This is a genomic window from Streptomyces sp. NPDC006529 (assembly GCF_040611795.1).
Classification (GTDB): Bacteria; Actinomycetota; Actinomycetes; order Streptomycetales; family Streptomycetaceae; genus Streptomyces.
Window position 1 is genome coordinate 28,382 of the sequence record NZ_JBEXPB010000036.1, and the last position, 26,734, is coordinate 55,115.

The window sequence follows — 26,734 nt, forward strand, 5'->3', positions numbered from 1 at the left end:
CTCGTTCGACGGTGGTGCGGCTGGTTCGTTCATGGAAAACGGGCACGGCGAAGCCGCGGACGCGGCGTCGGGGGAGCGGGAGGGTCAGAGCGCGCTGCGGAAGCGGCGCCGGTAGGCGGCCGGTGTCGTGGCGATCTGCTTGCGGAAGGCGCGGTGCAGGGTCTCGACCGACCCGAGGCCGGCGGCCGCCGCGACCAGTTCGAGCGGCTCGTCGGTGGTCTCCAGGAGCCGCCGGGCGGCTTCCACCCGGGCGGCCTCCACGTAACCGGCGGCTCCGACGCCCGTCTCGCGGCGGAAGGTGCGGGCGAAGTGCCGCTCGCTGACGCACATGCGCTCCGCCAGCGCCGCCGCGGAGAGGTCGCCGTCGAGGTGGTCGGCGATGTACGCGCACAGCTCGTCGATGTCCCGGCGCGCGGCGGCCGGGCGGCTCAGCGGGACGCTGAACTGACTCTGGCCGCCCTGTCGTTTGAGGTACATGACCAGCTGGCGGGCCACGGCCAGGGCCAGTTCCTCGCCGAGGTCCTCGGTGACCAGGGCGAGCGCCAGATCCATGCAGGCGCTGATCCCGGCCCCGGTCCACACCCGCCCGGAGCGGACGAAGACGGGGTCGGGGTCGACCCGCACCCGGGGGTGGTCGGCCGCCAGCCGCGCGGCGGTGGACCAGTGCGTGGTCGCCCGCAGCCCGTCCAGGAGACCGGCCGCGGCCAGCAGGTGCGCGCCCACGCAGACGGAGGCCACCCGCCGGGCGTGCGGGGCGGTGGCCCTGATCCACTCGACCACCTCGTCGTCGATGCGCGGAACGGGCCCGGCCGGGCCCGGCTCCACCGCCCCGGGCACCAGCAGGGTGTCCACCGCCGCGCCGACCTCCGCGAAGGTCAGGTCGACGGCGAGGCGGACCCCGGCCGAGGTGGTCACCAGAGCGGATCCGGGTCCCGCGAGGCGCACCTCGTAGGCCGCGGTGGCCGACTCGCGGTTGGCCAGCGCGAAGACCTCGGCGGGCCCGGTGACATCGAGCAGGTCGACGTCCGGGAAGACCGCGATGACGACACGGTGGGGAGTGGGCATGCGTCCATCCTCACCGCCCGCCCCGAGGGCCGCAATGACGGTTCTCTGTCACATCCGGACACCGGACCACCGGACGTGCGCGGGCAGCGGCGCGGAGCCCGGCCGTTACGCCGGGACGGGCGCCAGGTGGGCGACGACGTCCAGGAAGGTGTCGGCCACCCAGGTCGGCCCGGCCACCGCCAGTTCGGCCGGGGAGTGCACTCCGTAGGTGACGGCCACCGACCGCATCCCGGCCGCCTTCGCCATCAGCAGGTCGTGGGTGGTGTCCCCGACCATCACCGCGTGCTCGGCGACGATCCCCAGCCGGTCCAGGATCACCTGTCCGGACTCGGGATCGGGCTTGGGCCGGCTGACCTCGTCCGCGCCGATCACTTCGGCGAAGTACTCCCGCAGCCCGGCCGCCGTGAGCAGCGCGTCCGCGGGGCGGTGGTACTTGCTCGTGGCGACGGCGAGCGCCACCCCGTCCTCCCGCAGCCGGGCAAGACCCTCAGCGACCCCGGGAAAGACCAGGTCAGGGGCCTGTGGCAGGACTATGGTGTCGAAGAACCGCCGGTAGAGCCGGACGGCCTCGGCGACCAGGATCTCGTCCGCCCCCCGTCCCTGCTGTGCTTCCAGGAGGAGTGCGAAGGCCCGCTCCAGGGGGAGCCCGATCGTGGCCCGGACGGCGAGGTCCGCGGGGCGGGTGACGCCCAGGGCGTCGAAGGCCGCCCCGAAGGTCGCCACGATGGCGCGCGGGGAGTCGACGAGCGTTCCGTCCAGGTCGAACACGGCCAGTCTGATCATGAGGGTGAACCTATCGGGGTCTTCCGCAGCAGTGCGGTGTGGGCGGCGGCCAGGCGGCCCGCCGCTTCGGCGCAGGTCACGAGCACGGCCATGTTGGCCCGGGCCGCCCGCCCGTCGGTGGCCGCGTCGACGGCCCGCATCAGGTACTTCGTGAGCCCCTGGCCCGAGACGCCGTCCCGGCCGGCCGCGGTCACCGCCCGCGCGATGGCCGCCTCCACTTCCGCGGAGTCGATGGCGTCCTCCTCGGCGACCGGGGTGGTGATCAGGAACGAGGTCGGGCCGCCCAGCGCCCGGTGGGTCTCGACGGCGCGGGCCAGGGTGCCCGGGTCGTCGATGCGGTGGGGGGCGCGGTGGCCGCTCGTACGGCAGTAGAAGGCCGGGAAGTCGTCCGAGCCGTACGCCACCACCGGCACGCAGTGGGTCTCCAGGTACTCCAGGGTCAGGCCCAGGTCCAGGATCATCTTGGCGCCCGCGGAGACGACCGCGACCCGGGACCGGGTGAACTGGATCAGGTCCGAGGAGACGTCGAAGGTCTGCTGAGCGCCGCGGTGGACCCCGCCGATGCCCGCGGAGGAGAACCAGCGGATTCCCGCGAGCTCGGCCGCCACCAGTGAGGAGGCGACCGTGGTGGCGCCCGGGCCGCCCCGGGCGAGTACCACCGGCAGGTCCCTGCTGGAGACCTTGGGGATGCCCGGCCGGGACGCGAACCGCTCGATGTCCGCGTCGCTCATGCCGACGCGGACGGCGCCGTCCTCCACGCAGACCGTCGCGGGCACCGCCCCGCCCGCGCGGACGGCGTCCTCGACCTTGCGGGCCGTGGCCGCGTTGTCGGGGTAGGGCAGGCCGTGCGTGATGACGTTGCTCTCCAGGGCCACCACCGGCCGGCCCTCGTGGAGGGCCTCGCGGACCTCCTCCGTGTACACGAGGGGGACCCCCGCGGCGGCGCTCACGCGCCGTCCCAGTAGCCCGGTGCCTTCAGCAGCAGCTCCCGGCGGGCGGCGATGTCGGTGAGCACCAGGCCGTCCCAGTCCTCGGCGGCCACCGGTTCGAGCGAGATGGACACGGCCTCCTCGCCGACGTCGAAGGTCTCCATGACGGCCGCCGTGAGCGCCTCGTCGAAGGCGGCGAGCCGTTCGGGCGGGAGGTCCTTGGGGAAGTGGCGGATGTGGACGTGGGGCACGGGGCCCCTCCTTTCGGGCGGCGTTCGGTTCAGGCGTGGGACGGGATGCGGGTGCGGACGGCCGCCGCGAGTGCCTCGATGCCCTCGCGGCGCAGCACCTGGTAGTGGTCGGCGGGCAGGTCGATGACGACCGGCGGGGCGGCGGAGTACCCCGAGCGCCCCTCGATGAAGGAGTAGTCGTCCCCGGCGGCCCGGATGACGGTCACCGGAGCGCGCAGGCACCGCTCGGCCATCTCGTGGAAGCTGTAGTCGAATTCGTACGTCTCCTCCACGATCCGGGTGATCCGCCGGACCGTGCCGGGGTCCAGCTCGGGGAAGCGCCCGGCCACGAACTCCACGAACGCGTCCTCGTCCACGGCGGCCGCGAGGCACGCATCGAGGTCCGGTCCGTGCGCGATGGCGCCGGCGAAGACCGAGTAGAGGATCGTCACGTAACCCGGGTTGGCGTAGGAGGACTCGCGGCCGTACGGCCGTCCGCGCGCGTCGCGCAGCTTCGGATTGCCCGGGCAGATCAGCAGCAGGTCGGACACCCGCTGGCCGGACTGTTCGAGCTGCCAGGCGCTCTCGAAGGCCACCCGGGCCCCGAAGGAGTAGCCCCACAGCGTGTAGGGGCCGTCGGGCTGGATCCGCCGGATCTCCGCCACGTCCGCGGCGGCCATCTCCCCGATGGTCCGGTACGGGGCCTCGCCCGCGTTGATGCCGGCCGCCTGGACCCCGTAGAACGGGCCCTGCGTACGCGCTTCGCGGGCCAGCAGCCGCAGGTTCATCGGGTAGCCGCCGAGCCCGGGCCAGCAGAACACGGGGGAGCCGGGCCCCTGCGCGTACCGCCCGCCCGCCGGACCGCTGTCGTGCAACAGCACCAGCCGGGACGCCGGTTCGGGATCGGCGTCCGCGATCCGGTCGGCCAGATCGGCCAGCCGGGGATGGCCGAAGAGCGTCTGCATGGGCAGCGAGATCCCGAACTCCCGGTTGATCCACCGGGTGAGCGTCATCGCGATCAGCGAATTGCCGCCCGAGGCGAAGAAGCTGTCCGTCATCGAGACGCCGGACACGTCCGCGTACTTGAGCGCCTTGCCCCAGGCCCCGGCGAGCAGGCGTTCGGTCCGGGTCCGCGGCGGCACGGGATCGCCGGTACCGCGGGCCGGGGCGGTCAGTTCCTCGCGGGCGGTCAGCGCCGCGTAGTCGATCTTCCCGTTGGCGGTGAGCGGCAGCGCGTCCAGGACCAGCACCCGGTTGGGGATCATGTAGTCGGGCAGCAGCCGGGCCAGGTCGTCCCGGATCATCTCCGTCGGGCCGCGCATGTGGACGGAGTCCTCGCGCATCCCGGTGGAGGTGATCTGCTCCTCGCTGACCTTGCCGCCGAGGAAGAAGTACGAGGGCCCCGACGGGATGCCCGCTTCCGCGAGGACGGCGTCGATGCGCTGGGCGGTGGGCAGGGGATGCCCCGAGCGGGAGGAGTAGCCGGAGGACATCAGGCCCAGCCGCAGGGCGTTGCGCTGGAGCCGGTGCAGGGTCCGGCCCAGACTCACGTAGGCGAGCCGCTCGTCCGCGGCCCGGCTGACGGCGCTGACGCCGAAGCTCGCGGCCTCGTACACGCCCTGGTTGATCGCGATGACGTGCCGCTTTTCGACCACGTCGGCGGCGACGGGCGTGAACTCCCCGCCGTCCAGCCGGTAGAGGCCGCCCGGGAGGTCGAGCACCCGGCCCGGGTGGGCCTGGACGAAGAGGTCCACGGGCTCCGGCGGCGCGGCATGGTCGGCGGGGACCAGCTCGAAGGTCCCGACGAAGTGGTCCTCCTGCGCCACCGCGAGGGCGGACCGCACCGCCGCGCCGCCGTGCGCGGCGGGCCGCACGGTCAGTCCGTACGCCGGGAGCACCTCCTCGAAGACGCCCAGCATGTGACCGGTCTCGAACTCCAGCACCTCCTCGATGTTGGTGCTGTAGACCGGCTCGATCGCCGCGCGGCGCCCCAGGAAGTGCACCCGCAGCGCGCCGGGGCCAGGGGCGCCGGCGCCGGACGGGGCGTCACCGATGCGGACGAGGGTGTGGTCGACGGGGTGGAAGTAGTGGATCCCCGCCGCCAGCCCGGCGACGCCGCCCGCGCTCTCCAGGTACATCTGCACGGCGTACAGCGCGCCGGGGGAGGCGTAGGCGTACTTCGGCAGCAGCCGCTCGCCGCTGCCGAAGGGGCCGAACCAGCGCAGCAGCTCGCCGAGTTCGGCGCGTGTGAGGTCGGCGGCCGACCGCGCGGGCCGCGGCACGACGGCGGCGGGACTCTCCAGCAGCTCGCGCAGATCGGCCCGGGTGACCTTGCCGCCCTCGTAGAAGCGGTAGGTCTTGCGGGCGAAGGCCGCGCGCCGCTGGTCGCCCGTGGCCTCCCGGCCGGGCAAGGGGATCACGGGCAGGCCCGCGAGGTCCGCGGCGGGGCGCAGGCCCGGATTGGAGAGCTGGGCCTTGACCTGGAGCTTGCTGGCCTTGGACTGGTGGTGCGAGCCGTGTGCTCCTTGGTCCATCAACGAGGCTTCGCGCGGGTTGAGTTCGACGAGCGCGGAGAGCTGCTGGAAACCGGTGCGCGGATCGTCGGTGACCACCGCGGCGGCCCGCCGCACCCAGGTGTGCTCCTCGATGGCGGAGGTGATCTCCTCCAGCTCGACGCGGTAGCCGCGCAGCTTGACCTGCGTGTCCGCGCGGCCGCGGAATCGGATCGTGCCGTCCTCGTTCCACGAGGCGAGGTCGCCGGTGCGGTACAGCCGCTCGCCCGGGAGGAAGGGGGCGGTGAGGAAGCGCTCGCGGGTCTGCTCGGGCAGGTTCAGGTAGCCGCGCGCCAGCTGCACCCCGCCGATGTACAGCTCGCCCTTCTCACCGGCGCCGGCCACCGGGCGCAGGTCCACATCCAGGATGAAGCACCGGGTGTGCGCCACCGGCACGCCGACGGAGACGATCGCCGAGGCCTCCTCCCCGTCGAGGGCCGCGAGGTCGACGGTGTGGGCGGTGGCGTTGATCGTGCACTCGGTGGGCCCGTACAGGTTCACCAGGCGGGTGCCGGGCAGCTGCGCCGCGAAGGCGCGGGCCAGCTTGACGGTCAGCGCCTCGCCCCCGGAGAACACGCGCCGCAAGGAGGTGCAGGAGCCGAGGCGTTCGGTGTCCAGCAGCGCCTGGAGCAGGGTGGGCACGCACTGGAGGGTGGTCACCCCGTGCGCCGTGATCGTGTCGACGAGGTCCTCGGGATCCCGGTAGCAGCCGGGCGCCCCCATGACCACCTGCCCGCCCGCGGCGGGCGCGAGGATCTCCCACTGCGCGGCGTCGAAGCTCATCGGGGTCTTCTGGAGCACGCTGGTGCCGGGACCGAGGTGGCCCTCGGCCAGGAGCCAGCGCAGCTGCGAGACGATGCTGTGCTGTTCGATGAGCACGCCCTTGGGGCGGCCCGTGGAACCCGAGGTGTAGATGACGTAGGCGAGGTCACCCGGCCGCCCCGTCGAGGCCCGGGGGCCGTCCAGGTCCGCGCCGTCCGGGGCCCCGGGCAGTTCGCCGCCCAGGGCCACCACGGTCGTGCCGGCCGGTGCCAGCTCGCGGACCCGGGGCACCAGGTGGCGCTGCGTCACGATGATCCCCATCGCGGAGTCCTCGATCATGTAGCGCAGCCGGTCCTCCGGATAGTCCGGCGACAGCGGCAGGTACGCCCCGCCGGAGGCGAGGATGCCCCACGCCCCCGTCATCAGGTCGAGGGAGGGCTCCGCGTACAGCCCCACCGGCGTGTCCGCCCCTGCCCCCAGCCGCCGCAAATGGCGTCCCAACAGGGCCGCCGCGGAGCCCAGTTCGCGGTAGGTGAGCCGGTCCTTGCCGCAGCTCACGGCCACCTCGCCGGGCCGGGTCCGCACCTGCGCGGCGAGCAGGTCCACCAGCACGGTGGCGGGGCCGGCCGGCGCGTCGATCGGGTCCGCGTTCATCTGACCACTCCGGACGGTCGGGACGTGGCGGGCGCCGTACGTCCGGTGGACACGGGGGGACGCTCGCCGGGCGACGGCGGCGCGGGCCGCTCGGGCCCCCGGCGCCCGCCGCGCGGCTGGGCGACCACGACCGCCGCGACGACCGCGAGGGCGCCGGCCAGCTGGAGCGGCGACAGGGTCTGGTCCAGCACCAGATAACCGAGCGCGGTGGCGGCGAGCGGGGAGACGAAACCGAGGAAGGACACGGCGAGGGCGGGCAGCCGCTCCACCCCGCGGAACCAGACGGCGTAGGCCAGCAGCGCCCCGACGAAGCCGAGGTAGGCGAACCCGGCGACGTTGCGCCCGGTGACGGCGTCCGGCAGGCCCTCGCCGAGCAGTGCGATGGGCGCGAGGACCAGTCCGCCGACGGTCAGCTGCCAGCCGGTGAAGGTCAGCAGGCCGACCCCCTCGGGGCGGCCCCAGCGCTTGGTGAGGACGATGCCGCAGGCCATGCTCACCGCGGCCAGCAGGCCGGCCGTCACCCCGGTCGCGTTGAGCCCGGCGTTCGGCTGGAGCACGAGCAGCCCGATGCCGGCCGCGCCCAGGACGCAGGCCACCACGTGCACGGCCCGTATCCGGTCCCCCAGGAGCAGGGCCGACAGGATCAGGACGAACATCGGCTGGACCGAACCGACCAGCGCGGCGACGCCGCCGGGGAGGTGGTAGGCGGCGAGGAAGAGGAACGTGAAGAACGCGCCGATGTTCAGCACGCCCAGGACCAGTGCCCGCGCCCACCAGATCCCGCGCGGCAGCGTGCGTCCGATCAGGAGCAGGATCAGCCCGGCGGGCAGCGCCCGGACGGTGGCCGCGAGCAACGGCCGGTCCGGCGGCAGGAATTCGGTCGTCACCAGATACGTCGATCCCCACACGGCGGGGGCGAGGGCGGTGACGGCGGAATCGGCGGCGACCCGGTGGCCGCTCACCGCGCGGCCACGGCCGAGTCGGTGGTGCCGAAGAAGCGGTCACCGAAGTCCCCGATGCCCGGGATCATGAAGGCGTTGGGGTTCAGGCACTCCTCGATGGACGAGGTGATGATGGTGACGGCCGGGTGCTCGCGGTGGACGGCGGCGATCCCCTCCGGCGCAGCGAGGAAGTCGACGAGGACGATGTTCTCCTCGCGCACCCCGGCGTCGGTCAGCACCCCGATCGCGGCGTTCGCGCTGCCGCCGGTGGCGAGCATCGGCTCCAGAAGCAGGACGTGCCGCTCGGCGATGTCGTCGGGCAGGTTCCAGTACTGCAGGTGCGGCAGCTTGGTGGTCTTGTCCCGCTGGATGAGGATCTTGCCGATGCGGATGCCGGGGATGAACTCCCGCAGCGCCTCGGCCATCGCGTCCCCGGCGCGGATCACCGGGACGGCGCACAGCTTCCCGGTGAACTTGAGCCCGTGGTAGGTCTCGCCGACAGGGGTGACGACCTCGTGCTTGTCGAACGGCAGCAGGTCGAGCGCCGATTCGAGCAGTAATCGGATCACGCGGCGCGAGTACAGGACGAAGTCGGCGCGGCTGGCGCCACGGTCCCGGATGACCGTGTGCAGGGCGCGCAGCTGGTTGGTCTGGGGCAGCTCGTGGACTTTCGGGGTCGTCGACATGGGTCCTGCTCTTCGTCGGTGGGGGCGCGGTCGGAAACAGAGCAAACACTCTGTGACTTGGTGTGCGCAAGGGTCCGGCTTCCGCACGCCTGACCGAATCCCGCCTTGCGCGACCCCCTGGCGGGTCGCGCGCCCCCGCGCCCCGGCCGCGCGACCTGCCCCTGCTTCCTCGCGCCGCTCGCCCGGGGCCCGTGCCCCCGCTCCCCGCCTTGGCCGAATCCGGTCGGGCGGGGAGCGGATACGGGCCAAGGAGCCGGCCTAGCGCGCCGTCAGCACGTAGGCGTCGAGGGTGGCGTTGCCCCGCGGGAGGGCGAGGGCGTCGAGGGTGTCCAGGGTCGGCCGCAGGGCGCGGGCGACCGCCGAGCCGGGCTCCAGGGCCGCGTACATCTCCCGGCAGATGGCGATCTCCCAGTCGGCGTCCTGGAGCCCGGTGCTCTCCACGCCCTCCTCCGCCACGGGCTCCCAGCCCGCCGGTCCGAGCAGCGCGCGCAGGGCCTCGCGGGACATCGGGGTGCGCACATTGGCCCCCTCGCCGTGCCCGTAAGCGGCCGCCTGACCCTGGGCCAGTACGGCGAGCAGGTGCGGGACGCGGTCGGCGGCGCGCGGCGTGAGGTCCCATTCGGCGAAGCGGAGCGTACGGGCCCACGGGCGCACACGGGCCAGGGTGCGGCCGAGCCGCGCGGCCGAGTCGAAGTACCAGGAGCAGTGGGCGAGGACCACGTGGTCGAAGGCGCCGTCCGGGATGCCCGCCGCCTCCTCGTCCAGTACGTCGAAGCCGAAGCGGAAGTCGATGCGGGGGCCCAGCGGGCCGGCGGTCAGCCGGGCGGCGGACTCGCCGACCGTTACCGGCGCGCCGTACGAGGGGTCGGCGACGTCGACGGCCAGCACGTGGCCGTCCGGCCCCACGGCGTCCGCGAGCACGGCGGTCATGTCGCCCTGCCCGCACCCGATCTCCAGCACCCGGTCGCCGGGCGCGATGTCCCAGCGGCGTACCAGCTCGGCCCGGTAGCGGGTCTGGACCTCCTGGGCCTCGCGGTCCAGCTCGGAGGCGGCCATGGCGGTGGTGAGCGCGGCGATGCGGTCGGGTGGGACGTGGGGCATGTGGTCCTCGGATTCTGTGTGGGAGACGGTGGTTCGAGCGGGCCATTGATGGTGGACCGTTCCGAACGACATCACGTCCGCGGCCCCGCGTCACCGGGTTTTCCGGCGGGCGGCCCGGGTGGCTCCTACGGCGCGGGCTTCTCCGCCGGCCCCGGCTCTTCCTGCGGTCCGGACGGCCCGGGCGGTGTCCAGCGCATGGCGAGCGCCGAGAAGGCGCGGGCCGCCGCGCTCTCGTACGCGCTTTCACGGCGCAGCAGGACGACGCCCCGGGCGGGCAGCGCCGGGGTGAGGGCGACGGGATGCAGCCCGGGGCGGTCGAGGGCCAGGGCGTCGGGCAGCACCGTGGCCAGGGCGGTGCGCCGGACGATCTCCGTGAGGGCGCCGAGGGAGTTCGCCTCCATCACCACGCGGGGCGCGATGCGCTGTGCGGCGAAATAGCCGTCGACGTGGGTCCGGGTGGCGAACTCGCCGCTCAGCAGCGCCAGATCGCACTCCGCCAGCTCCGCGGCCGTCAGCGGAGCGGTCCGCCCGGCGAGCGGGTGGGCGGCGCCCACGGTGAGGCCGAGGTTCTCGGTGAAGAGGGCGGTGGCGGCGATGCCCGCGAGGTGCGGGCCCGCGAAGGCGATCGCGAGGTCCAGGGAGTCCGCCAGCAGCGCCGACTCCAGCTGCGCCTGCGTCATCTCCTGGACGTCCAGGGTGATTCCGGGATGGCGCAGGTGCAGTTCGGCCACCAGCGGCCCGAGCAGGTACGCGGTGAAGGTCGGGGTCATCGCGAGCCGCAGCGAGCCCCGGGACAGGTCGGCGACGTCGAGGACGGCCCGCTCGGCCGCGGCCAGGTCCCGCAGCGCGCGGCGGGCGTAGTGCAGGTAGGTGCTCCCGGCGTCGGTGGCCCGCACGCTCCGCCCGCTGCGGTCCAGGAGCTGGACCCCCACCGCTCGCTCCAGCTGGCGGATCTGCTGCGAAAGGGTCGGCTGGGAGACGCGCAGTTCTTCGGCGGCGCGGGTGAAACTGCCGTGTTCGGCGACGGCGAGCAGGTAGCGCAGGTGGCGCAGTTCGGGGGCCATGACTCCAGCATAGACCCGCCTATAGATGACACCTATAAGAGTCATGATCAGTGCGACTTGGACTCTATAGCGGCAGCTCATGCATGGTGGAACATGTCAGCCCGTCCCTACCGACGCACCCCGAAGAAGGAGTGGCCATGCACGATCTCACCGCAGGTGTCGCGCACTTCCAGCAGGACGTCTTTCCGGCCAAGGCGGCCCTCTTCGCCCGCCTGGCGACCACCCACGAGCCGCAGACGCTGTTCATCGGGTGCTCCGACGCCCGGGTTGTCCCCGAGCTGCTCACGCAGCGGGAGCCGGGGGAGCTGTTCGTCATCCGCACCGCCGGGAACCTGGTGCCCGCCTACGCCCCCGGTTCCGACGGGGTGGCGGCCAGCATCGAATACGCCGTCGCGGTCCTCGGCGTCCGCGACATCGTGGTCTGCGGGCACTCCGCCTGCGGCGCGATGACCGCGCTCGCCGAGCACCAGGACCTGGCCGCCCTGCCCGCGGTGGCCCGCTGGCTGCGGCACGCCGACGCCTCCGTGGCCCGCGCCGGATCGGGCCCGGACCGGGTCGGCGCCCTGGTCCGCGACAACGTCGCCGCGCAGCTCGCCAACCTGGCCACCCACCCCTCGGTGGCCCGGGCGCTGGCCGCCGGCAGCGTCACCCTGCACGGCTGGGTCTACGACATCCCCACGGGAGCCGTCGAGGACTTCACGGCCGCGGCCTGACCGCCCGTCCTTCCCTCCGCTGTTTCCCCTTCACCCTCACGACGTCTCCACCCTCACGACGAAAGAAGAGCCCCATGCTGCACGCCCAGTTCGACCCCTCCGCCCGGCAGGCCCTCGCGATCGCGGCCGTCGAGGCCAAGACCCGCAAGGACCTGTCCTGGCAGGAGATCGCCGACGTGACGGGTCTGTCGGTCGCCTTCGTCACCGCCGCCCTGCTCGGCCAGCACCCCCTTCCGGCCGACGCGGCCGTCGCCGTCGGCGGCCTGCTCGGCCTGGACGACGACGCCGTACGCCTCCTGCAGACGGTGCCGACCCGCGGCTCGATCCCGGGCGGCATCCCGACCGACCCGACGATCTACCGGTTCCACGAGATGCTCCAGGTCTACGGAACCACCTTGAAGGCCCTGGTCCACGAGCAGTTCGGCGACGGCATCATCAGCGCGATCAACTTCCGGCTCGACGTGAAGAAGGTCGCCGACCCGGAGGGCGGGGAGCGCGCCGTCATCACGCTCGACGGCAAGTACCTGCCGACGAAGCCCTTCTGAGCGCGGCCGGGCCGGGGTGCCCCGGCGCCTCGGCGGATCGGCGGGTCAGCAGGTCAGCCGGTCGCCCGGGGTGACCCCCAGCAGCTGGGTGAAGGCGCGGTAGCTGTCCACCCGGCTCTGCACCTGGGCCGGGTTGCCGCCGTTGCACTCCAGCGAGCCGTTGATGGAGCGGATGGTCTCGCCGAAGCCCGCTCCGTTGACCATGGCCGCGTGGGCGGTCATGGTGCCCGGGCCGTTCTGCGTGTTCCAGTACCAGAGGGCCGTCTTCATGGCCACGGCCGGGTCCTGCTCGACGAGGTACGGGTTCGCGAGCAGGTTGATGCCCAGGGCGTCGCCGGCCGCCTTGTAGTTGAAGTTCCAGCTGAGCTGGATGGGGCCGCGGCCGTAGTAGGCGGCCTGCCCGGCCGGACAGCCGTAGGGCTGGGAAGCGTCGCAGTAGTGCGGGTAGTTGGCCGTGTTCTGCTCGACGATGTAGACCAGCCCGCCGGTCTCGTGGGCCACGTTGGCCAGGAAGGCGGCGGCTTCGCGGCGCTTGGTGGTGTCGTCGCCGGTGTGGGCGAAGGCGGGGTAGGCGGACAGGGCCGCGACCAGCCCGTTGTAGGTGTAGAACGGGTTCCGGTTCGGGAACATCTGGCGGAACTGGGCCTCGGACACGACGAATCCGGACGGTGTTCCGGGGTCCGGGTCGGGGTCCTGGCCGCCTCCGCAGACCCCCTGGTCCGCCCAGACGCCCCACTGGCCGGTGGTGCCGGGCGTCTCGCCCTGCGTCCACCACTTGGCCTGCCAGTTGTGGCCGCCGTACGAGGTGGTCATCCCGTTCGTGTACACGGCGGCGGAGGCCCAGGGCCCCGCGCAGGCGGTGGCCGCGGCGGCGGGGGTGGCGGGCAGGGCGAGGGCGAGGGCGGCGGTCACGGCCGCGGCGGATGCCAGGGCGAGGGCGCGGCGGCGTAGCGCACGTATCACGGAACTGCTCCTTGGGTGGGGGGAGTTGCCGTGGGGGCAACTACCGCCACTCAAGCGAAGCTGGTCTGGACCTGTCAAGGTCTAGACCAGCTTCGTCCTGTGTGCGGGCCCGGGATTCCGCTTAGCGGTCGGCCGGGCCGTCGGCCACCGGCCAGGCGCCGCCGAGGGCGAGGGCCGTCCCGACCAGGCCGATGTGGCTGAAGGCCTGCGGGAAGTTGCCCAGCTGGCGCCCCGCGACCGGGTCGTACTCCTCCGCCAGCAGCCCCACGTCGTTGCGCAACTCCAGCAGCCGCTCGAAGAGTTCGCGCGCCTCCTTCTCCCGCCCCGTCATCAGCAGCGCGTCCGCCAGCCAGAACGAGCAGGCCAGGAAGGTGCCTTCGGCGCCGGGCAGGCCGTCCACGGAGGGGCCCTCCGTCGAGTAGCGGCGGACGAGCCCCCCGTGGCCCAGTTCCTCGCGGACCGCGTCGACCGTACCGATGACCCGGGGGTCGTCCGGCGGCAGGAAGCCGACCCGGGGGATCAGCAGGGTCGCCGCGTCGAGTTCCGTGGAGCCGTACGACTGGGTGAAGGTGTTCCGCACCGGGTCGAAGCCCTTCTCGCACACATCGCGGTGGACCTCGTCGCGCATCGCGCGGAAGGCCTCGACGTCGCCCTCCAGATCCGGGTGGGCCTCCAGGGTGCGCACCGCCCGGTCGGCGGCCACCCACGCCATCACCTTGGAGTGCACGAAGTGCCGCCGGGGGCCGCGCACCTCCCACAGGCCCTCGTCGGGCCGGCGCCAGTTCTCCGCCACGAACCGCAGCAGGGCCAGGTTGATCTGCCAGGCGTGCGCCTCGGAGACCAGCCCCGAGGTCCGGGCCAGGTAGAGGGAGTCGATGACCTCCCCGTACACGTCGAGCTGGAGCTGGTCGACGGCCGCGTTGCCGACCCGGACCGGCGCGGAGGACTCGTACCCCGCCAGCCACGGCAGGTCCGTCTCCGGAATCCGGCGCTCGCCCGCGATGCCGTACATGATCTGGAGGTCGGCCGGATTGCCCGCGACCGCGCGCAGCAGCCACTTGCGCCAGGCGCGCGCCTCTTCCAGGAAACCGGTCTGCAGGAGCGAGCCGAGGGCCAGGGTCGAGTCGCGCAGCCAGCAGTAGCGGTAGTCCCAGTTCCGTACGCCGCCGATCTCCTCCGGGAGCGAGGTGGTGGGCGCGGCGACGATGCCGCCGGTCGGAGCGTAGGTCAGCGCCTTCAGCGTGATCAGCGAGCGCATGACGGCCTCGCGGTAGGGGCCCTCGTAGCGGCACTGGGCCGACCACTCCCGCCAGTCCTCCAGGCTGTGCTCCAGCGCCTCGTAGGGGTCGACGAGGTCCGGGCGCGGTTCGTGCGAGGGGTGCCAGGTGAGGACGAAGGCCACCCGCTCGCCCGCCTCGACGGTGAACTCCGAGCGGGTGCTGTTGTCCTCGCCCCAGGTCTCCACGGGCGGGTCGCTGCGCAGCCAGGTCGAGTCGGGCCCGGCGACGGCCACCCGGTGGCCGTCGCTGCGCCGCACCCAGGGGACGACGGCGCCGTAGTCGAAGCGCAGACGCAGCGACGCCGCCATGGGCACCGCACCGGAGACGCCCTCGACGATGCGGACGACATCGGGGGCGACGTCGCGCTGCGGCATGAAGTCGGTGACCTTGACGGTGCCCTCGTCGGTCTCCCAGACCGATTCCAGCACGAGGGAGTCGCCGACGTAGCCGCGCCGCGTGCACCCGGCGCCGGCCTCCGCCACGGCCGGAGCGATCCGCCAGTGGCCGTTCTCCTCGTCCCCGAGGAGCGCCGCGAAGCAGGCGCCCGAGTCGAAGCGGGGCAGGCACAGCCAGTCGATGGATCCGTCCCGGCCCACCAGGGCGGTGGTCATCAGATCGCCGATCAGCGCGTAGTCCTCGATGCGTTGGTTCACGCGAGTCGTGTTCCCCGGTGATCCACCCACTAAGCGGCCCGACCGGGGGTGAGATCCACCCGCGCGCTCACGCCGTCCGGCCCGTGGACGAGGTCGGCGCCGAGGCCGGCGATCATGCGGTGGACGCGGGTGTTGTCCCGGCTGGTGCTGATGAGCAGCGTCCTGAAGCCGTCCGCCCGGGCGCGGTCGAGCAGGTGCCGGAGCACTGCGCCGCCCACCCCCGCGCTCCGGTGCCGCCGCCCGATCCACACCCCCGCCTCGACGGCTTCCGCCGGATCGGCGGTCCCCGACGGGCCGGCCGTTTCCGTAGAGCCGGCCACGGCCGGGGCAGGGGCTGGTACGACCGGGCACAACCGGGCGGCCCCCACCACGTCCGTCCCGACCAGGATGGCGAAGGTGGCCTCCACGGGCTCGGCGGACAGGGACCGCGTGCGGTGGAAGCGGAGGAACGCCGCCCGGGCCTCGGCGGTCCATCCGGTGGAGCCGGGCACCGCAGGCATCACCTCCAGCGGATCGGCGTCCGCCACCGCGGTGTCCAGCAGGGCGTCGAGCAGGTCGGGGTCGAGTTGTCGCAGGGCCACGTCGGAGCGCATGCCCGCATTCTGCCAAGACGCGGAAGGCGGGCGGCCTCCGCGGGTCAGTGGGTGCCGAGCTGGATCCACTGGGCGCGGCTGGGGACGCCGCGGGCGTTGAGGAGGAAGAGCATGTAGTGGCCGGGAGGGGCGTCGGCGGCGGTGGCGGGCGTGCGCAGGATGACGCCGTCGCCCCGGACGGCGGTGATGCGGAGTTCGAGGTGGCGCTGGCTGGTGTTCACGGCGTGCGTGACGGTCGTCGGGGCGAGCAGCACGGCGCGCCGGACCTCACCGGGGGTCGAGGTCCCGGCGCGGAACTCCGTGCCGTGGCCGAGGGACCGGGCCGGTACGCGGTCGAGCGAGGGGCGCGGGCCGCGATGCAGGTAGGCGGGCTCGTACAGTTCGATGCTGCCGTCCATGCCGTCGTGGATGTCCGGGTCGTTGGCGATCTGCTGGAGTTCGTCGCCGGTGACCATGATCCGCCCGTCGGGCAGCACGAGGGCGTTGGAGTGGTAGCCGCGGGGGAGCCGCTGGGCGGGCCCCAGCCGCCAGTGTCCGTCCGCGCCGCGGATCTCGGTCTGCCGGTACTTGAGGTCGGCCCGCGGGTTGAAGGGGCCGTTGCCGTAGTTGCGGGTGTCCAGGGCGCCGTTGACCGTGAGCAGGGTGGCGTCCGGCAGGATCAGCGTGTCGTCCTGCGTCCGCCCGAAGGCCCGCGGCTCCTCGGCGGTCCACGTCCCGCCCGAGAGCCGGTAGGTGTTCGGGTCGTGCGGGTCCCCGCCGAGGACGAGGACCGAGTCCGGTCCGCGGAATCCGGCGGGGAGCGGCACGGCCGAGCCGTATCCGCGGAAGTCGGCGGGCCGCCGGGCCAGCCCGGTGCGGGTCTCCTTCACCGGGTCGAAGAGCCACTGCTGGTCCGCGTCGCGCCCGAGCCCGTAGATCATGCCGTCCCGCAGCGAGAAGAGGTGCGGGTAGTCGTTGCGGAAGGGCGCGTCCGCCCCGAACCGCTCCACGGGGAGGTTGACCGGGAGGTCGTACCTGCGCCACGGCACGGGGCGCGAGCGCGCGGGGAAGCGCTCCACGACCGGGGTGGGCGTGCCCGTACCGCGTTCGGACTGGCCCGACATGATGAGCTGGCGCCCGTCCGCGCCGGTCACCACCGAGGGGTACCAGCGGCCCACGGACATGTCGCGGTTGCGGAACCAGGTCTCGGTCCACGGGTCGAAGACGAACGACAGCTTGGCGCCGGTCCCGCCCTTCCCGCCCACGTTGCCGCCGAACACGGCGACCATGCCGTTGGGCAGGAAGGCGTGGCCGGCGCAGAAGAACGGGGCCGGCCGGGGCACGTACGTCCCGTCCGGCATCAGGACGGTCGGCGGCTCGACCTTCTTGAAGGCGCGGGGGCCGGTGCCCCTGGCCGGGTCCCAGAGGTAGGCGCGGCCCGCGTTGGTGCGGCCGATCCGGTCGGTGGGGCCGGTCTCCTTGGTGGGGTCGGTGTTGACGCGCTCGAAGGAGAAGAGCAGCACCTTGCCCGTCGGCAGCTGGGCCACGTGGACGCCGAAGTCGGGGGAGGGGAAGTACTCCGTGAACCGGCCGGACGCGGCGGCGTCGAAGGCCGCGTTCGCCGCCCGCTGCGAGGCCGCCAGGGAATCGAGGCTCGCGCTGCGTGCGGCCTGCGGGTACTCGGGGGCGCCCGCGTTCCCGACGGCGGACCGCCGCCGGGCGTGCTCCCGAGCGTGCTCCTCGCCCAGCAGGGCGACCTCGCCGGGGTCGGGGACGGGGGGAGCGGCGGAGGCGGCCGCGGCGGGGGCGGCGGCCAGGGTCCCGCCGCCGGACGCGAGGGCGCCGGCGGCGCCGAGGACCAGGCAGGCGGCCAGGACGGCGGAGCGGAGGGGGGAGTGGACGGCGGGCCGGTGCGCGCGGGGCATGGGGCTCCTGGACACGAGAGGGGACGCCACCGGGTGATCTCCCGCACCCTCGGGCCGAATCGCGGCCCATAGTAGGAGAAAAGGGACGGCGCCCTCGGTGTGCCGCGCGCGGTGCCGCCCTGTCGCACGCAGACCCTGCGGCGACGGGGCAGCCGGGCGGCCGGAGCCCCGGGGCCGGATGCCCCGGCCCGTTCCCCGGGCCGGTGCCCCGGGTCTGCTCCCCGCGTCTGCTCCCCGGGCGGGAACCCCGGGTCCGGAGTCTCGGGTTCGCCCTCGGGCCAGATGCCCGGACCGGATGCCCGGGTTCGCCTCCGGGCCGGATGCTCGGGCCCGCTCCCCGGGCCGGATGCCCAGGCGGGAGCCGGTGCGCCGGGCGGGAGCCCCGGGTCCGTCCTCGGGCCAGATGCCCGGTCGGGCCCCGGCGGACGTCGGGCGCACTCCCCGAGCGGGCCCCGGCCGGAGCCTCGGGCCGGTGCCCCGGGCGGGAGTCTGTGGCCGAAGCCCCGGCTCAGATGGTCAGCCGGTGCCCCGGGCAGAAGTCGGGCCGGAGTCCCGGGCCCGCTCCCCGGGCGGGAACCCCGGGCCGGAGACCAGGGTTCGCCCCCCGGGCCGGATGCCCGGCCGGGGCCCGGGCGGACGTCGGGCCGGAGCTCTGGTCCGGAGCCCCGAGCCCGCTCCCCGAGCCCGCTCCCCGGGCGCAGGCCCCGGGCCGGTGCCCCGAGCCAGATGCCCGACCGGGCGGGATCCACTTCGGGATTCCCCAGCCCGATCCCCCGACCCGGCCCCCGGCCACCGGCGGGACCCCCCGCCACGCGGAATCCCGGCCGCTCCACCGCACGTACACTCGGCGCATGGGTCGCACTCGCACACGCGTCACGGGGAAGAGCCCGCACCGGGCCGCCCTCGCGCTGCGCGCGACCGCGGCCGCGCGGCCCGGGGCCCCCGCGGTCGGCGGGGCGGCGGCGTACGAGGCCGGGGCACCCCGGGCCGGGTGCGGGGCGCCGCACGGCCACGGCTAGCGGTCTTCCGCCGCAGCACCGTCCACCGCCACCCCCGCAGAGCGCACCCGCACCCGCACCGTCGCTCCCCGGGTCGCACCGTTCGCACCCGCTCTCCGCGGAGCCACGTACCGCCCGCGGGTGCGCGCACTTCTCACCGCAGCCACCGGCGCACCGCCGGAGCTGCCGCCTGGCCGCCGCCGCACGACCGGGCCGCGCGCCACCTTCGAAGGGACCACATGAAGCTCAGCGAGCTGTTGGCAGGGCACGACCACGAGGTCCTCCGGGGCGACCCTGACGCGGTGGCGATCACCGCGGGGCCCACCTTCGACGTCGACCGGGTGACCCCCGGATCGCTCTTCATCGCGGTTCCGGGGCACGTCGAGGGCGGCCCCGCCGCGGTCGGCCCGGCCCTCGCGCGCGGCGCCGCCGCCGTCCTCGTCGGCGCGGGGGTACCGACGGCCCCGGCGCCCGGCGGATGCCTCGTACGGGTGGCGGACACCCGCAAGGCGGCCGCCGTCGCCGCCTCCCGTTACTTCGGCGAACCCGGGCGGCAGATGGACGTGGTGGCCATCACCGGCACCAACGGCAAGACCTCCGTGTCCTACATGGTGGAGTCGGTGCTGCGGATCGCCGAGGGCGCGAAGGTGGGCGTCATCGGAACGGCCGGCAGCCGCATCGGCGACGAGCTGATCCCGATGCCCCGCTCGGCGCTGACCACCCCCGAATCGCCCGATCTGCAGTACCTGCTGGGCGCCATGCGCGACCGCGGAACCACCAGCGCCGTGCTGGAGGCCACCTCGATGGCCCTGTTGACGCACCGCGTGGACCGTACGTTCATCGACGTGGGCGTCTTCACCAACCTGACCCAGGACCACCTGGACGACCACGGCACGATGGACAACTACCGGGACGCCAAACTCCGCCTCTTCCAGGGGCTCTGCCGACGCGCCGTGGTCAACGTCGACGACCCGGTGGGCGCGGGCATCCGGGCGATGATGCCGGGCGCCGTGACCACGTACGCCCTGGACGCGGAGGCCGACTACCGGGCCACCGATCTGGTGCTAAACGCCTCGGGCACCCGCTTCACCCTGCACCACGCCGGGCAGCGGTACGCCGCCTCCCTTCCCGTCCCCGGCCGGTTCTCCGTCTCCAACGCGCTGGCCACCGTGGCGGCCTGCCACGTCCTGGGGCACGACCTGCCCGGGCTCGTGGCCGCGCTCGCCGTGATGCCCCCGGTGCCCGGCCGGTTCGAGCGGATGCGGACGCCGGACGGAACCTCGGTCATCGTGGACTACGCCCACTCGCCGGACTCGCTGGACAAGGTGCTGACGGCCATCCGCGGGTTCGCGGCCGGACGCGTCATCACGGTCTTCGGCTGCGGCGGGGACCGGGACACCACCAAGCGCGCCGAGATGGGGCGTATCGCGGGCACCCACTCCGACCTGTGCGTCCTGACCTCGGACAACCCCCGCCACGAGGACCCGGAGGGGATCCTGGACCAGATCGCGCCCGGTCTGGTGGCCACCGGTACGCCCTTCGAGCGGTTCACCGACCGCCGGGAGGCCGTGGCCCACGCCCTGTCCGTCGCCGGTCCCCTGGACACGGTCCTGATCGCGGGCAAGGGCAGCGAGCCGCACCAGATCGTCGGCGACCGGCTGTTCCCCTTCAGCGACATGGCCACGGTCCGCGAACTCGTCGGGCCGTAGCACGGGCGCGGGCGGGCGCGAGCGGGCGGCCGCGAGACGGTCCGCGCGCTCGGGCGTGTCGCCCGGATGGGTGTGGACGGAGCGCCCCGGCACGACAGGGCGTTCCGGCGCTCGTAGCGTCGTCAGCGTCAGGGGCCCATGCGGCCCGACAGGGTGAACTCTCCTGATGAGGGGCCATGTCGATGCAGTCGGACGCGCCGATATCGAACCTGCTGCGGGTCCACCGCGGCACCGCCGAACCCGAAGAACTCGCCGCGGTCGCGGTCGTGGTGGCCTGCCTCGTGGGCCGGGCCTCGCACGCCGCCCGCGAAGCCCGCCCCGCCCACCGGCCGGCCCGGGCCCCCCGCCACCGCCATCCGGGGCCGCGGGGCCACGGGTGCTGGGCGGGATGCTGGGCCTGCGGCTGACCGCGCCCGCCACTCCCGCGCAAGCGGTGACCCGGCCCGCCCGGGCCGGGCCCCCGCGAGGCGCGGTGACCCGGCTCGGCGAGGGCCCGGCGCCGCCCGGCCTCAGGCCGTGCGCAGCACCTGACGCAGTACGTCGGCCAGGACCGCCTCGGGGTCGGCCGCGGCCCCCTCCGCGCGCCAGGCCACGAACCCGTCCGGGCGGACCAGTACGGCGCCCGCGGCCGGCAGTTCGTGGGCCTGCGCCCAGTCGGCGTCGTCCGGCTGGACCAGATCGGCCCCCGAGTCCCCGGTCCCGATCGTGTAGGAGTCCAGCCGCGCGCCGGTGCGCCGGGCCGCCTCCCCGGCCGCGGCCGCCCACGGGGTGCCCGCAGAGCTGAGCAGGACGAACGAGCGCTCGTACAGGTCGAGGGTGGAGATCCGCTGCCCGGCCCGGGTCAGCCACAGGTGCGGCGCCCGCGTGCCGACGTCACCCGTCAGGCGCAGCCCGTCCGGGATGACCGGACGGCCGGGGTCGCCGCCGACGACCGCGCCGACCGGGTAGCAGTAGCCCATGGCCGTGGGCAGCACCCCGCTCTTGGGGCCGCCCCCGCCCATCACCGGCGGCGGCGCGTACCCGGGGTGGCTGTGTTCGGCCGAACGCGCCGACGCCCGCTCGCTGGTGGCCTTGGCCACGGGAAGCCGTTCGGCCTCGTAGGTGTCCAGCAGTTCGGCGCCGGCCGATCCGTCGAGCACCGCCGCGATCTTCCACGCCAGGTTGTGGCCGTCCTGGACGCCCGTGTTGGAGCCGAAGGCGCCGGTGGGGGACATCTCGTGGGCCGCGTCCCCGGCGAGGAACACCCGGCCGGAGGAGTACCGCACGGCCACCCGTTCGGCCGCGTGCCACGGGGCCTTCCCGCCGATCACCACGTCCAGGTCCGGGACGCCGATCGCCTCGCGGATCTGGCGCACGCACCGCTCCTCGGTGAAGTCCTCCAGCGTCTCGCCCCGGTCCGGGTGCCAGGGGGCGTGGAAGACCCACTGCGACCGGTTGTCCACCGGCAGCAGCGCCCCGTCCGCGCCCGGCCGGATCAGGTAGCAGACGATGAAGCGCAGGTCGCCCAGCACCTCGGTGAGCCGCTCCGAGCGGAAGGTGATGCTGACGTTGTGGAACAGCTCGCCGCCACCCGTCTGGGGGATGCGCAGGGCTTCCCGGACGGGGCTGCGCGGACCGTCCGCGGCGATCAGGAAGTCGGCGCGCACCCGGATGTGCTCGCCGGTCTCCCGGTCCTTCACCAGGGCGTCGACACCGTCCTCGTCCTGGGTGAAACTCATCAGTTCGGTGGAGAAGCGCACGTCGGCGCCCTGCGCCCGGCTCTGCGCGGCCAGTTCGGGCTCGATGTTGTTCTGACTGCACAGGCACCAGCCGGTGGGGCTGAAGCGGGCCAGCGCCCCGCCCGGGTCGATGGCCTTGACCAGCCAGTTGTGCTGGTCGCCGGTGAGCGATTCCGTCTGCAGGATGCCGTTGTTGCCCTCCAGCACGGACGCGGCCCGCCGGATCGCCGGTTCCGCTCCGGCCGTGCGGAACAGTTCCATGGTCCGGGCGTTGATCCCGCGTCCGCGCGGGTGCTCCGAGGTCCCGGCGTGCTTCTCGACGAGCAGGTGCCTGACCCCGTGACGGCTCAGGAACAGCGAAGTGGACAGGCCCACGAGGGAGCCGCCCACGACGAGGACCGGTACGCGGACATCGACGTTCTCTTCCATTGGCGAAGGGCTCCTGATTTCTGTGCGGGTCGGTGCGGGGCGGTGAAGTCCTTTGTGCGAAGTCCTTTATGCCCGGATCCGTCCGCAAGCCCGGGCGATTCGCCGGTTGTCACCCGCTTGATTGTGAGATGTAGCGGTACGTGGCGGTCGGGATGACCATGAGGGACAGCGGCACCGCCCCCGGACCGGAACGGGCTGGCCCCCACGTCTTCACGAAGGAGCGAGCAGATGACCAACACCCTGGCCGAACGGGTGTCACAGTCCGCCTTCGACGGCTCGATGCTCCGGGTCGTCCTGCTGATGGACCTCCACGAAGGGACCCAGCAGCGCTTCTTCGAGGCGTACGAGCAGCTCCGCCACGACATCGCGTCCGTCCCGGGCCACCTCGGCGACCAGCTCTGCCAGTCCTTCGAGAACCCCTCCCAATGGCTCATCACCAGCGAATGGGAGAGCGCGCCCCAGTACCTCGCCTGGGTCAACAGCGAGGCGCACGCCGAACAGGTCCGCCCGCTCGGCGCCTGCGCCCGCGCCATGAAGCCGCTCAAGTTCACCGTCCTGCGCGAGACGGGCAAGCGCTACGACGCCCCCGCCGCCCCCGCGGTACGGGCCCGGCTCCAGCCCGCGCCCCGGCTCGGCGCCGGCATCGTCCGCCACGGCCTCACCTTCACGGTCAAGCCCGGCAGCGAGGACGCGGTGGCGGAGATCCTCTCCTCCTACGCCTCCCCGGCCGCCCGGGTCGACGACCACACCCGGCTGCGCCGCACCTCCCTCTTCATGCACGGCAACCGGGTCGTGCGTACGGTCGAGGTCCAGGGCGACCTGATGGCGGCCCTGCGGCACGTGTCCGAACAGCCCGAGGTCCGCGCCGTGGAGGAGGCCCTGAACCCCTACCTGGAACAGGACCGGGACCTGGCCGACCCGGAATCGGCCCGCATGTTCTTCATGCGCGCCGGACTCCCCGCGGTCCACCACATCGCCGCCCCCGAGGAGGAGCCGGGCGCGGCCGACGTCCACCGCCACGCCGTCCTCTACCCCGCCAAGCCCGGCTGCGGGCCCGCCCTCGCCCGGTTCCTCTCCCGGCAGGACGAGGCCGCGGCCCGGCGCCCCGGCGGGCCGGTGCGCAGCAGCAGCATCTTCCAGCGCGACGACGTCGTCGTGCGCCTCCTGGACGTGAGCGGTCCCCCCGAGGCGCGCCCCGCGGCCGCCGTCGGCCTCGAGGGACCCCGCGCGGCGGCGGTCCTGGCGCGGCTGCTCGCCGGACCGGCCGGGCACGCCCCGGCCGCGCCCCGCCCCATGAAGCTGATCACGGACCGCCACGCACCCGCGGCGTCCTGATCCGGCCGCGGCGACCGCCCGCACACGGCGGTTGCCCCGCGGCGCCCTTCCACCCCCGTACCCCCAGCCACGACAGCCTCGCGCAGGCTCCGTCTCCGCCCGGAGGAAGTCCGCCATGACCAGAGAACGCCCACGCATCGTCGACCTCAGCGAGACGCAGCCCAACACCCGGCGCGGAGGAGATCTGCGAGCCGTGCTCACACCGACGTCGGTGGGCTGCACCAGCGGTTTCATGGGCCTGGCGGTGATGGCCCCCGGAGAATCCATCGCCGAGCACTACCACCCGTACTCCGAGGAGTTCGTGTACGTGGTGGCCGGACACCTCGAGGTCGACCTCGACGGCGAGCCCCACCCGCTGCGCACCGACCAGGGGCTCCTGGTTCCGCTCAACGTGCGCCACCGGTTCCGCAACGTCGGCGACACCGAGGCGCGCATGGTCTTCCACCTCGGCCCGCTCGCCCCCCGGCCCGAACTGGGCCACGTCGACACCGAGGAGGCGGCGCACGCGACCACCCACGCGACGGCGCACACGACGGCCGTCGAATGGGATCGCCCGCCGGACCGTACGGGAGCGGTGTCGTGACCCGCCGCCGGGTGGCCGTCACCGGAGTCGGCGTCGTCGCGCCCGGCGGCATCGGCACGGCCGCCTTCTGGGACCTGCTGTCCCACGGGCGTACGGCGACCCGTGGGATCACCCTCTTCGATCCCGCCGGCTTCCGCTCCCGGATCGCCGCGGAGGTCGACTTCGACCCCGCCGCGCACGGCCTCGACGAGGACGCGACGGCCCGCGCGGACCGGTACATCCAGTTCGCGCTGGTCGCCGCCCGGGAGGCGGTGGCCGACGCGGGCCTCGACCTCACCGGCGACGCGGGCTGGCGCACCGGCGTCTCCCTCGGCACCGCCGTCGGCGGCACCACCCGCCTGGAGCACGACTACGTCGCCGTCAGCCAGCGGGGCGAGTGGTGGGACGTGGACGAGCACCTCGCCTCGCCCTTCCTGCACCGCGCGTTCACCCCCGCCACCCTCGCCTCGGCGGTGGCGGAGCAGACGGGCGCGCGGGGGCCGGTACAGACCGTGTCCACCGGCTGCACCTCCGGCCTCGACGCGATCGGGTACGCCGTCCACTCCATCCAGGAGGGGCGGATGGACGTCTGCGTCGCGGGCGCCTCCGACTCTCCCGTGTCCCCCATCACGGTCGCCTGCTTCGACGCCATCAAGGCGACCTCGGCGAACAACGACGACCCGGCCCACGCCTCCCGGCCCTTCGACGCGCACCGCGACGGATTCGTCCTCGGCGAGGGCGGCGCCGTCCTCGTCCTGGAAGAGCTGGAGCACGCCCGGGCCCGCGGCGCCACCGTCTACTGCGAGATCGGCGGGTACGCCACCTTCGGCAACGCCCACCACATGACGGGGCTCACCTCCGAGGGCCTGGAAATGGCCCGGGCCATCGAAACCGCCCTAGGGCAGGCCCGGATCGCCGCCTCGGACGTCGACTACGTCAACGCGCACGGCTCCGGCACCAAGCAGAACGACCGGCACGAGACCGCGGCCGTCAAACGCGTCCTGGGCGACCACGCCTACAAGACCCCGATGAGTTCCATCAAATCGATGGTGGGGCACTCGCTCGGCGCCATCGGCGCCATCGAACTGGCCGCCTGCGTCCTGGCGCTCCGCCACCAGGTAGTCCCCCCGACCGCCAACTACGAGACCCCCGACCCCGAATGCGACCTGGACTACGTACCGCGCACCGCCCGGGAACACCGGCTGCGCAGCGTGCTCTCCGTCGGCAGCGGGTTCGGCGGCTTCCAGTCCGCGGTGGTCATGTCCCAGCCGAAGGAGGTGAGCGTGTGAACGCCGCCCCCCGCACCGGCGGCCGGTCGCCCGGCCCCCCGGCGGTCGTCATCACGGGCGTCGGGGTCGTCGCACCCAACGGGACCGGCGCCGACGCCTTCTGGAAGGCCACGCAGGCCGGGGACGCGGTCATCGGCCGGATCACCCGGCAGGGCTGCGAACACCTGCCGCTGCGCGTCGTGGGCGAGGTCCGCGGCTTCGACCCGGGCACCCTCGTCGAGGACCGCTTCCTCGTCCAGACCGACCGGTTCAGCCACCACGCCCTCGCCGCGGCCGACCTCGCCCTGGAACACGCCCGGCTCGGCCGCGCGGACTACGAGGACGACCCCTACTCCGTGGGCGTGGTCACCGCCGCGGGCTCCGGCGGCGGCGAGTTCGGGCAGCGCGAGCTGCAGCGGCTCTGGGGACAGGGCCCCCGCTACGTCGGCCCGTACCAGTCCATCGCCTGGTTCTACGCGGCGAGCACCGGCCAGGTCTCCATCCGGCGCGGGTTCAAGGGCCCCTGCGGGGTGCTGGCCAGCGACGAGGCGGGCGGCCTGGACGCCTTCGCCCACGCAGCCCGGGCCGTCCGCCAGGGCAGCCGCGCCATGCTGGTCGGCGCGACGGAGGCACCGCTGGCCCCGTACTCGGTGGTCTGCCAGCTCGGGTACGAGGGGCTGAGCCTCAGCGACGACCCCGAACGGGCCTACCGCCCCTTCACCGACAAGGCCTGCGGCTTCGTCCCGGCCGAGGGCGGCGCCATGTTCGTCGTCGAGGACGGACGGGCCGCCGTGGCGCGCGGCGCCCCCGTGCGCGCCGAACTGGCCGGGCACGCGGCGACCTTCACCGGACCCGGCCGCTGGGCGGAGTCCGCGGAGGGCCTCGCCCGGGCCATCGGCGGCGCGCTGCGCGAGGCGGGCTGCGCCCCCGAGGAGGTCGACGTCGTCTTCGCGGACGCCCTCGGCACCCCGGAGGCCGACGCCGCCGAGGCCCGCGCGCTGCACGCGGCCCTGGGGGCCCACGGCCGCAAGGTGGCCGTCACCGCCCCCAAGAGCGGCATCGGGCGCGCCTATTGCGCGGCCGGAACCCTCGACGTCGCCGCCGCCGTCCTGGCCCTGGAGCACGGCATCCTCCCGCCCACCCCGAACGTCTTCGACGTGTGCCACGACCTGGACGTGGTCACGGGCGGCGCCCGCTCCGCGGAGCTGCGCACCGCCCTCGTGCTGAGCCGGGGCCTGATGGGCTCCAACTCGGCGCTCGTGATCCGCAGTCAGCACCCGTGACCCACGGAAGAAGC

General features: G+C 74.0%; 23 protein-coding genes. 9 read left to right on the top strand and 14 right to left on the bottom strand.

The genetic code is table 11. The features are described from left to right. Nucleotides 1-84 precede the first annotated feature (84 nt). From ABZY31_RS22930 to cynR, 9 genes are all read right to left on the bottom strand, one after another. Entirely contained in the window at nucleotides 85-1,065 is a 981-nt protein-coding gene (locus ABZY31_RS22930) for a DJ-1/PfpI family protein (protein WP_356413162.1), read from the bottom strand. Between the two features lie 105 nt (nucleotides 1,066-1,170). After that, on the bottom strand, nucleotides 1,171-1,848 hold the full coding sequence (locus tag ABZY31_RS22935) for an HAD family hydrolase (RefSeq protein ID WP_356413164.1): 678 nt from the start codon (nucleotides 1,846-1,848) through the stop codon (nucleotides 1,171-1,173). Next, nucleotides 1,845-2,798 carry a pseudouridine-5'-phosphate glycosidase gene (locus ABZY31_RS22940; protein ID WP_356413166.1) on the bottom strand — a complete coding sequence of 318 codons (954 nt, stop codon included), beginning with the start codon at nucleotides 2,796-2,798 and terminating at the stop codon, nucleotides 1,845-1,847. The genes ABZY31_RS22935 and ABZY31_RS22940 overlap by 4 nt, the downstream gene beginning before the upstream one ends. Then, on the bottom strand, nucleotides 2,795-3,028 hold the full coding sequence (locus ABZY31_RS22945) for a tautomerase family protein (protein ID WP_356413168.1): 234 nt from the start codon (nucleotides 3,026-3,028) through the stop codon (nucleotides 2,795-2,797). Before ABZY31_RS22945 ends, ABZY31_RS22940 begins: the two co-directional genes overlap by 4 nt. Before the next feature lie 29 nt (nucleotides 3,029-3,057). Then, complete coding sequence (locus tag ABZY31_RS22950) at nucleotides 3,058-6,975, bottom strand: amino acid adenylation domain-containing protein (RefSeq protein WP_356413170.1); 3,918 nt, start codon at nucleotides 6,973-6,975, stop codon at nucleotides 3,058-3,060. Continuing rightward, entirely contained in the window at nucleotides 6,972-7,937 is a 966-nt protein-coding gene (locus ABZY31_RS22955; RefSeq protein WP_356413172.1) for an EamA family transporter, read from the bottom strand. Before ABZY31_RS22955 ends, ABZY31_RS22950 begins: the two co-directional genes overlap by 4 nt. Then, nucleotides 7,934-8,602: a uracil phosphoribosyltransferase gene (upp, locus tag ABZY31_RS22960; protein ID WP_356413173.1), complete on the bottom strand. Its 669-nt coding sequence runs from the start codon at nucleotides 8,600-8,602 to the stop codon at nucleotides 7,934-7,936. Before upp ends, ABZY31_RS22955 begins: the two co-directional genes overlap by 4 nt. 258 nt (nucleotides 8,603-8,860) lie before the next feature. After that, entirely contained in the window at nucleotides 8,861-9,703 is an 843-nt protein-coding gene (locus ABZY31_RS22965; protein WP_356413175.1) for a methyltransferase domain-containing protein, read from the bottom strand. A 125-nt stretch (nucleotides 9,704-9,828) separates the two neighbouring features. Further along, the gene (gene cynR, locus ABZY31_RS22970; protein ID WP_356413177.1) at nucleotides 9,829-10,767 is read right to left on the bottom strand and encodes a transcriptional regulator CynR; all 939 of its coding nucleotides are present in this window, start codon (nucleotides 10,765-10,767) and stop codon (nucleotides 9,829-9,831) included. A 137-nt stretch (nucleotides 10,768-10,904) separates the two neighbouring features. On the opposite strand from cynR, the gene ABZY31_RS22975 reads away from it, so the two are divergent. After that, nucleotides 10,905-11,480 carry a carbonic anhydrase gene (locus tag ABZY31_RS22975; protein WP_356413179.1) on the top strand — a complete coding sequence of 192 codons (576 nt, stop codon included), beginning with the start codon at nucleotides 10,905-10,907 and terminating at the stop codon, nucleotides 11,478-11,480. A 74-nt stretch (nucleotides 11,481-11,554) separates the two neighbouring features. Further along, on the top strand, nucleotides 11,555-12,025 hold the full coding sequence (gene cynS, locus ABZY31_RS22980) for a cyanase (RefSeq protein ID WP_356413181.1): 471 nt from the start codon (nucleotides 11,555-11,557) through the stop codon (nucleotides 12,023-12,025). A gap of 45 nt (nucleotides 12,026-12,070) precedes the next feature. Here cynS and ABZY31_RS22985 read toward each other — a convergent pair whose 3' ends face one another. The 4 genes from ABZY31_RS22985 to ABZY31_RS23000 all read right to left on the bottom strand — a co-directional run bounded on the left by ABZY31_RS22985 (nucleotide 12,071) and on the right by ABZY31_RS23000 (nucleotide 17,418). Continuing rightward, nucleotides 12,071-12,955, bottom strand: a complete 885-nt coding sequence (locus tag ABZY31_RS22985; protein WP_356413233.1) for a glycoside hydrolase family 19 protein — start codon at nucleotides 12,953-12,955, stop codon at nucleotides 12,071-12,073. Nucleotides 12,956-13,109: 154 nt separating this feature from the next. Continuing rightward, a complete protein-coding gene (locus ABZY31_RS22990) occupies nucleotides 13,110-14,921 on the bottom strand; it encodes a glycoside hydrolase family 15 protein (RefSeq protein WP_356413182.1) in 1,812 nt (603 codons plus the stop codon). Nucleotides 14,922-14,950: 29 nt separating this feature from the next. Beyond that, nucleotides 14,951-15,514 carry a GNAT family N-acetyltransferase gene (locus ABZY31_RS22995; RefSeq protein ID WP_356413184.1) on the bottom strand — a complete coding sequence of 188 codons (564 nt, stop codon included), beginning with the start codon at nucleotides 15,512-15,514 and terminating at the stop codon, nucleotides 14,951-14,953. Between the two features lie 44 nt (nucleotides 15,515-15,558). Continuing rightward, nucleotides 15,559-17,418 carry a galactose oxidase early set domain-containing protein gene (locus ABZY31_RS23000; protein WP_356413186.1) on the bottom strand — a complete coding sequence of 620 codons (1,860 nt, stop codon included), beginning with the start codon at nucleotides 17,416-17,418 and terminating at the stop codon, nucleotides 15,559-15,561. An 851-nt stretch (nucleotides 17,419-18,269) separates the two neighbouring features. On the opposite strand from ABZY31_RS23000, the gene ABZY31_RS23005 reads away from it, so the two are divergent. The 3 genes from ABZY31_RS23005 (at nucleotide 18,270) to ABZY31_RS23015 (ending at nucleotide 20,532) form a co-directional block, all read left to right on the top strand. Further along, nucleotides 18,270-18,437 (top strand): hypothetical protein, encoded by a 168-nt coding sequence (locus ABZY31_RS23005; RefSeq protein WP_356413188.1) that lies wholly within the window; start codon nucleotides 18,270-18,272, stop codon nucleotides 18,435-18,437. A gap of 218 nt (nucleotides 18,438-18,655) precedes the next feature. After that, nucleotides 18,656-20,125, top strand: coding sequence for a UDP-N-acetylmuramoyl-L-alanyl-D-glutamate--2,6-diaminopimelate ligase (locus tag ABZY31_RS23010; protein WP_356413189.1), 1,470 nt, complete (start codon nucleotides 18,656-18,658; stop codon nucleotides 20,123-20,125). A 176-nt stretch (nucleotides 20,126-20,301) separates the two neighbouring features. Then, nucleotides 20,302-20,532: an acyl-CoA carboxylase epsilon subunit gene (locus ABZY31_RS23015; RefSeq protein WP_356413190.1), complete on the top strand. Its 231-nt coding sequence runs from the start codon at nucleotides 20,302-20,304 to the stop codon at nucleotides 20,530-20,532. A 102-nt stretch (nucleotides 20,533-20,634) separates the two neighbouring features. Here the strand turns inward: ABZY31_RS23015 and ABZY31_RS23020 are convergent, their stop codons facing one another. Beyond that, a complete protein-coding gene (locus tag ABZY31_RS23020; RefSeq protein ID WP_356413192.1) occupies nucleotides 20,635-22,272 on the bottom strand; it encodes an FAD-dependent monooxygenase in 1,638 nt (545 codons plus the stop codon). A gap of 228 nt (nucleotides 22,273-22,500) precedes the next feature. On the opposite strand from ABZY31_RS23020, the gene ABZY31_RS23025 reads away from it, so the two are divergent. The 4 genes from ABZY31_RS23025 (at nucleotide 22,501) to ABZY31_RS23040 (ending at nucleotide 26,720) form a co-directional block, all read left to right on the top strand. Then, on the top strand, nucleotides 22,501-23,607 hold the full coding sequence (locus ABZY31_RS23025) for a SchA/CurD-like domain-containing protein (RefSeq protein WP_356413194.1): 1,107 nt from the start codon (nucleotides 22,501-22,503) through the stop codon (nucleotides 23,605-23,607). A gap of 115 nt (nucleotides 23,608-23,722) precedes the next feature. Next, nucleotides 23,723-24,190, top strand: coding sequence for a cupin domain-containing protein (locus ABZY31_RS23030; protein WP_356413196.1), 468 nt, complete (start codon nucleotides 23,723-23,725; stop codon nucleotides 24,188-24,190). After that, on the top strand, nucleotides 24,187-25,458 hold the full coding sequence (locus ABZY31_RS23035; protein WP_356413198.1) for a beta-ketoacyl-[acyl-carrier-protein] synthase family protein: 1,272 nt from the start codon (nucleotides 24,187-24,189) through the stop codon (nucleotides 25,456-25,458). Before ABZY31_RS23030 ends, ABZY31_RS23035 begins: the two co-directional genes overlap by 4 nt. After that, a complete protein-coding gene (locus tag ABZY31_RS23040; protein ID WP_356413200.1) occupies nucleotides 25,455-26,720 on the top strand; it encodes a beta-ketoacyl synthase N-terminal-like domain-containing protein in 1,266 nt (421 codons plus the stop codon). The genes ABZY31_RS23035 and ABZY31_RS23040 overlap by 4 nt, the downstream gene beginning before the upstream one ends. The last annotated feature ends 14 nt before the right edge of the window (nucleotides 26,721-26,734 follow it).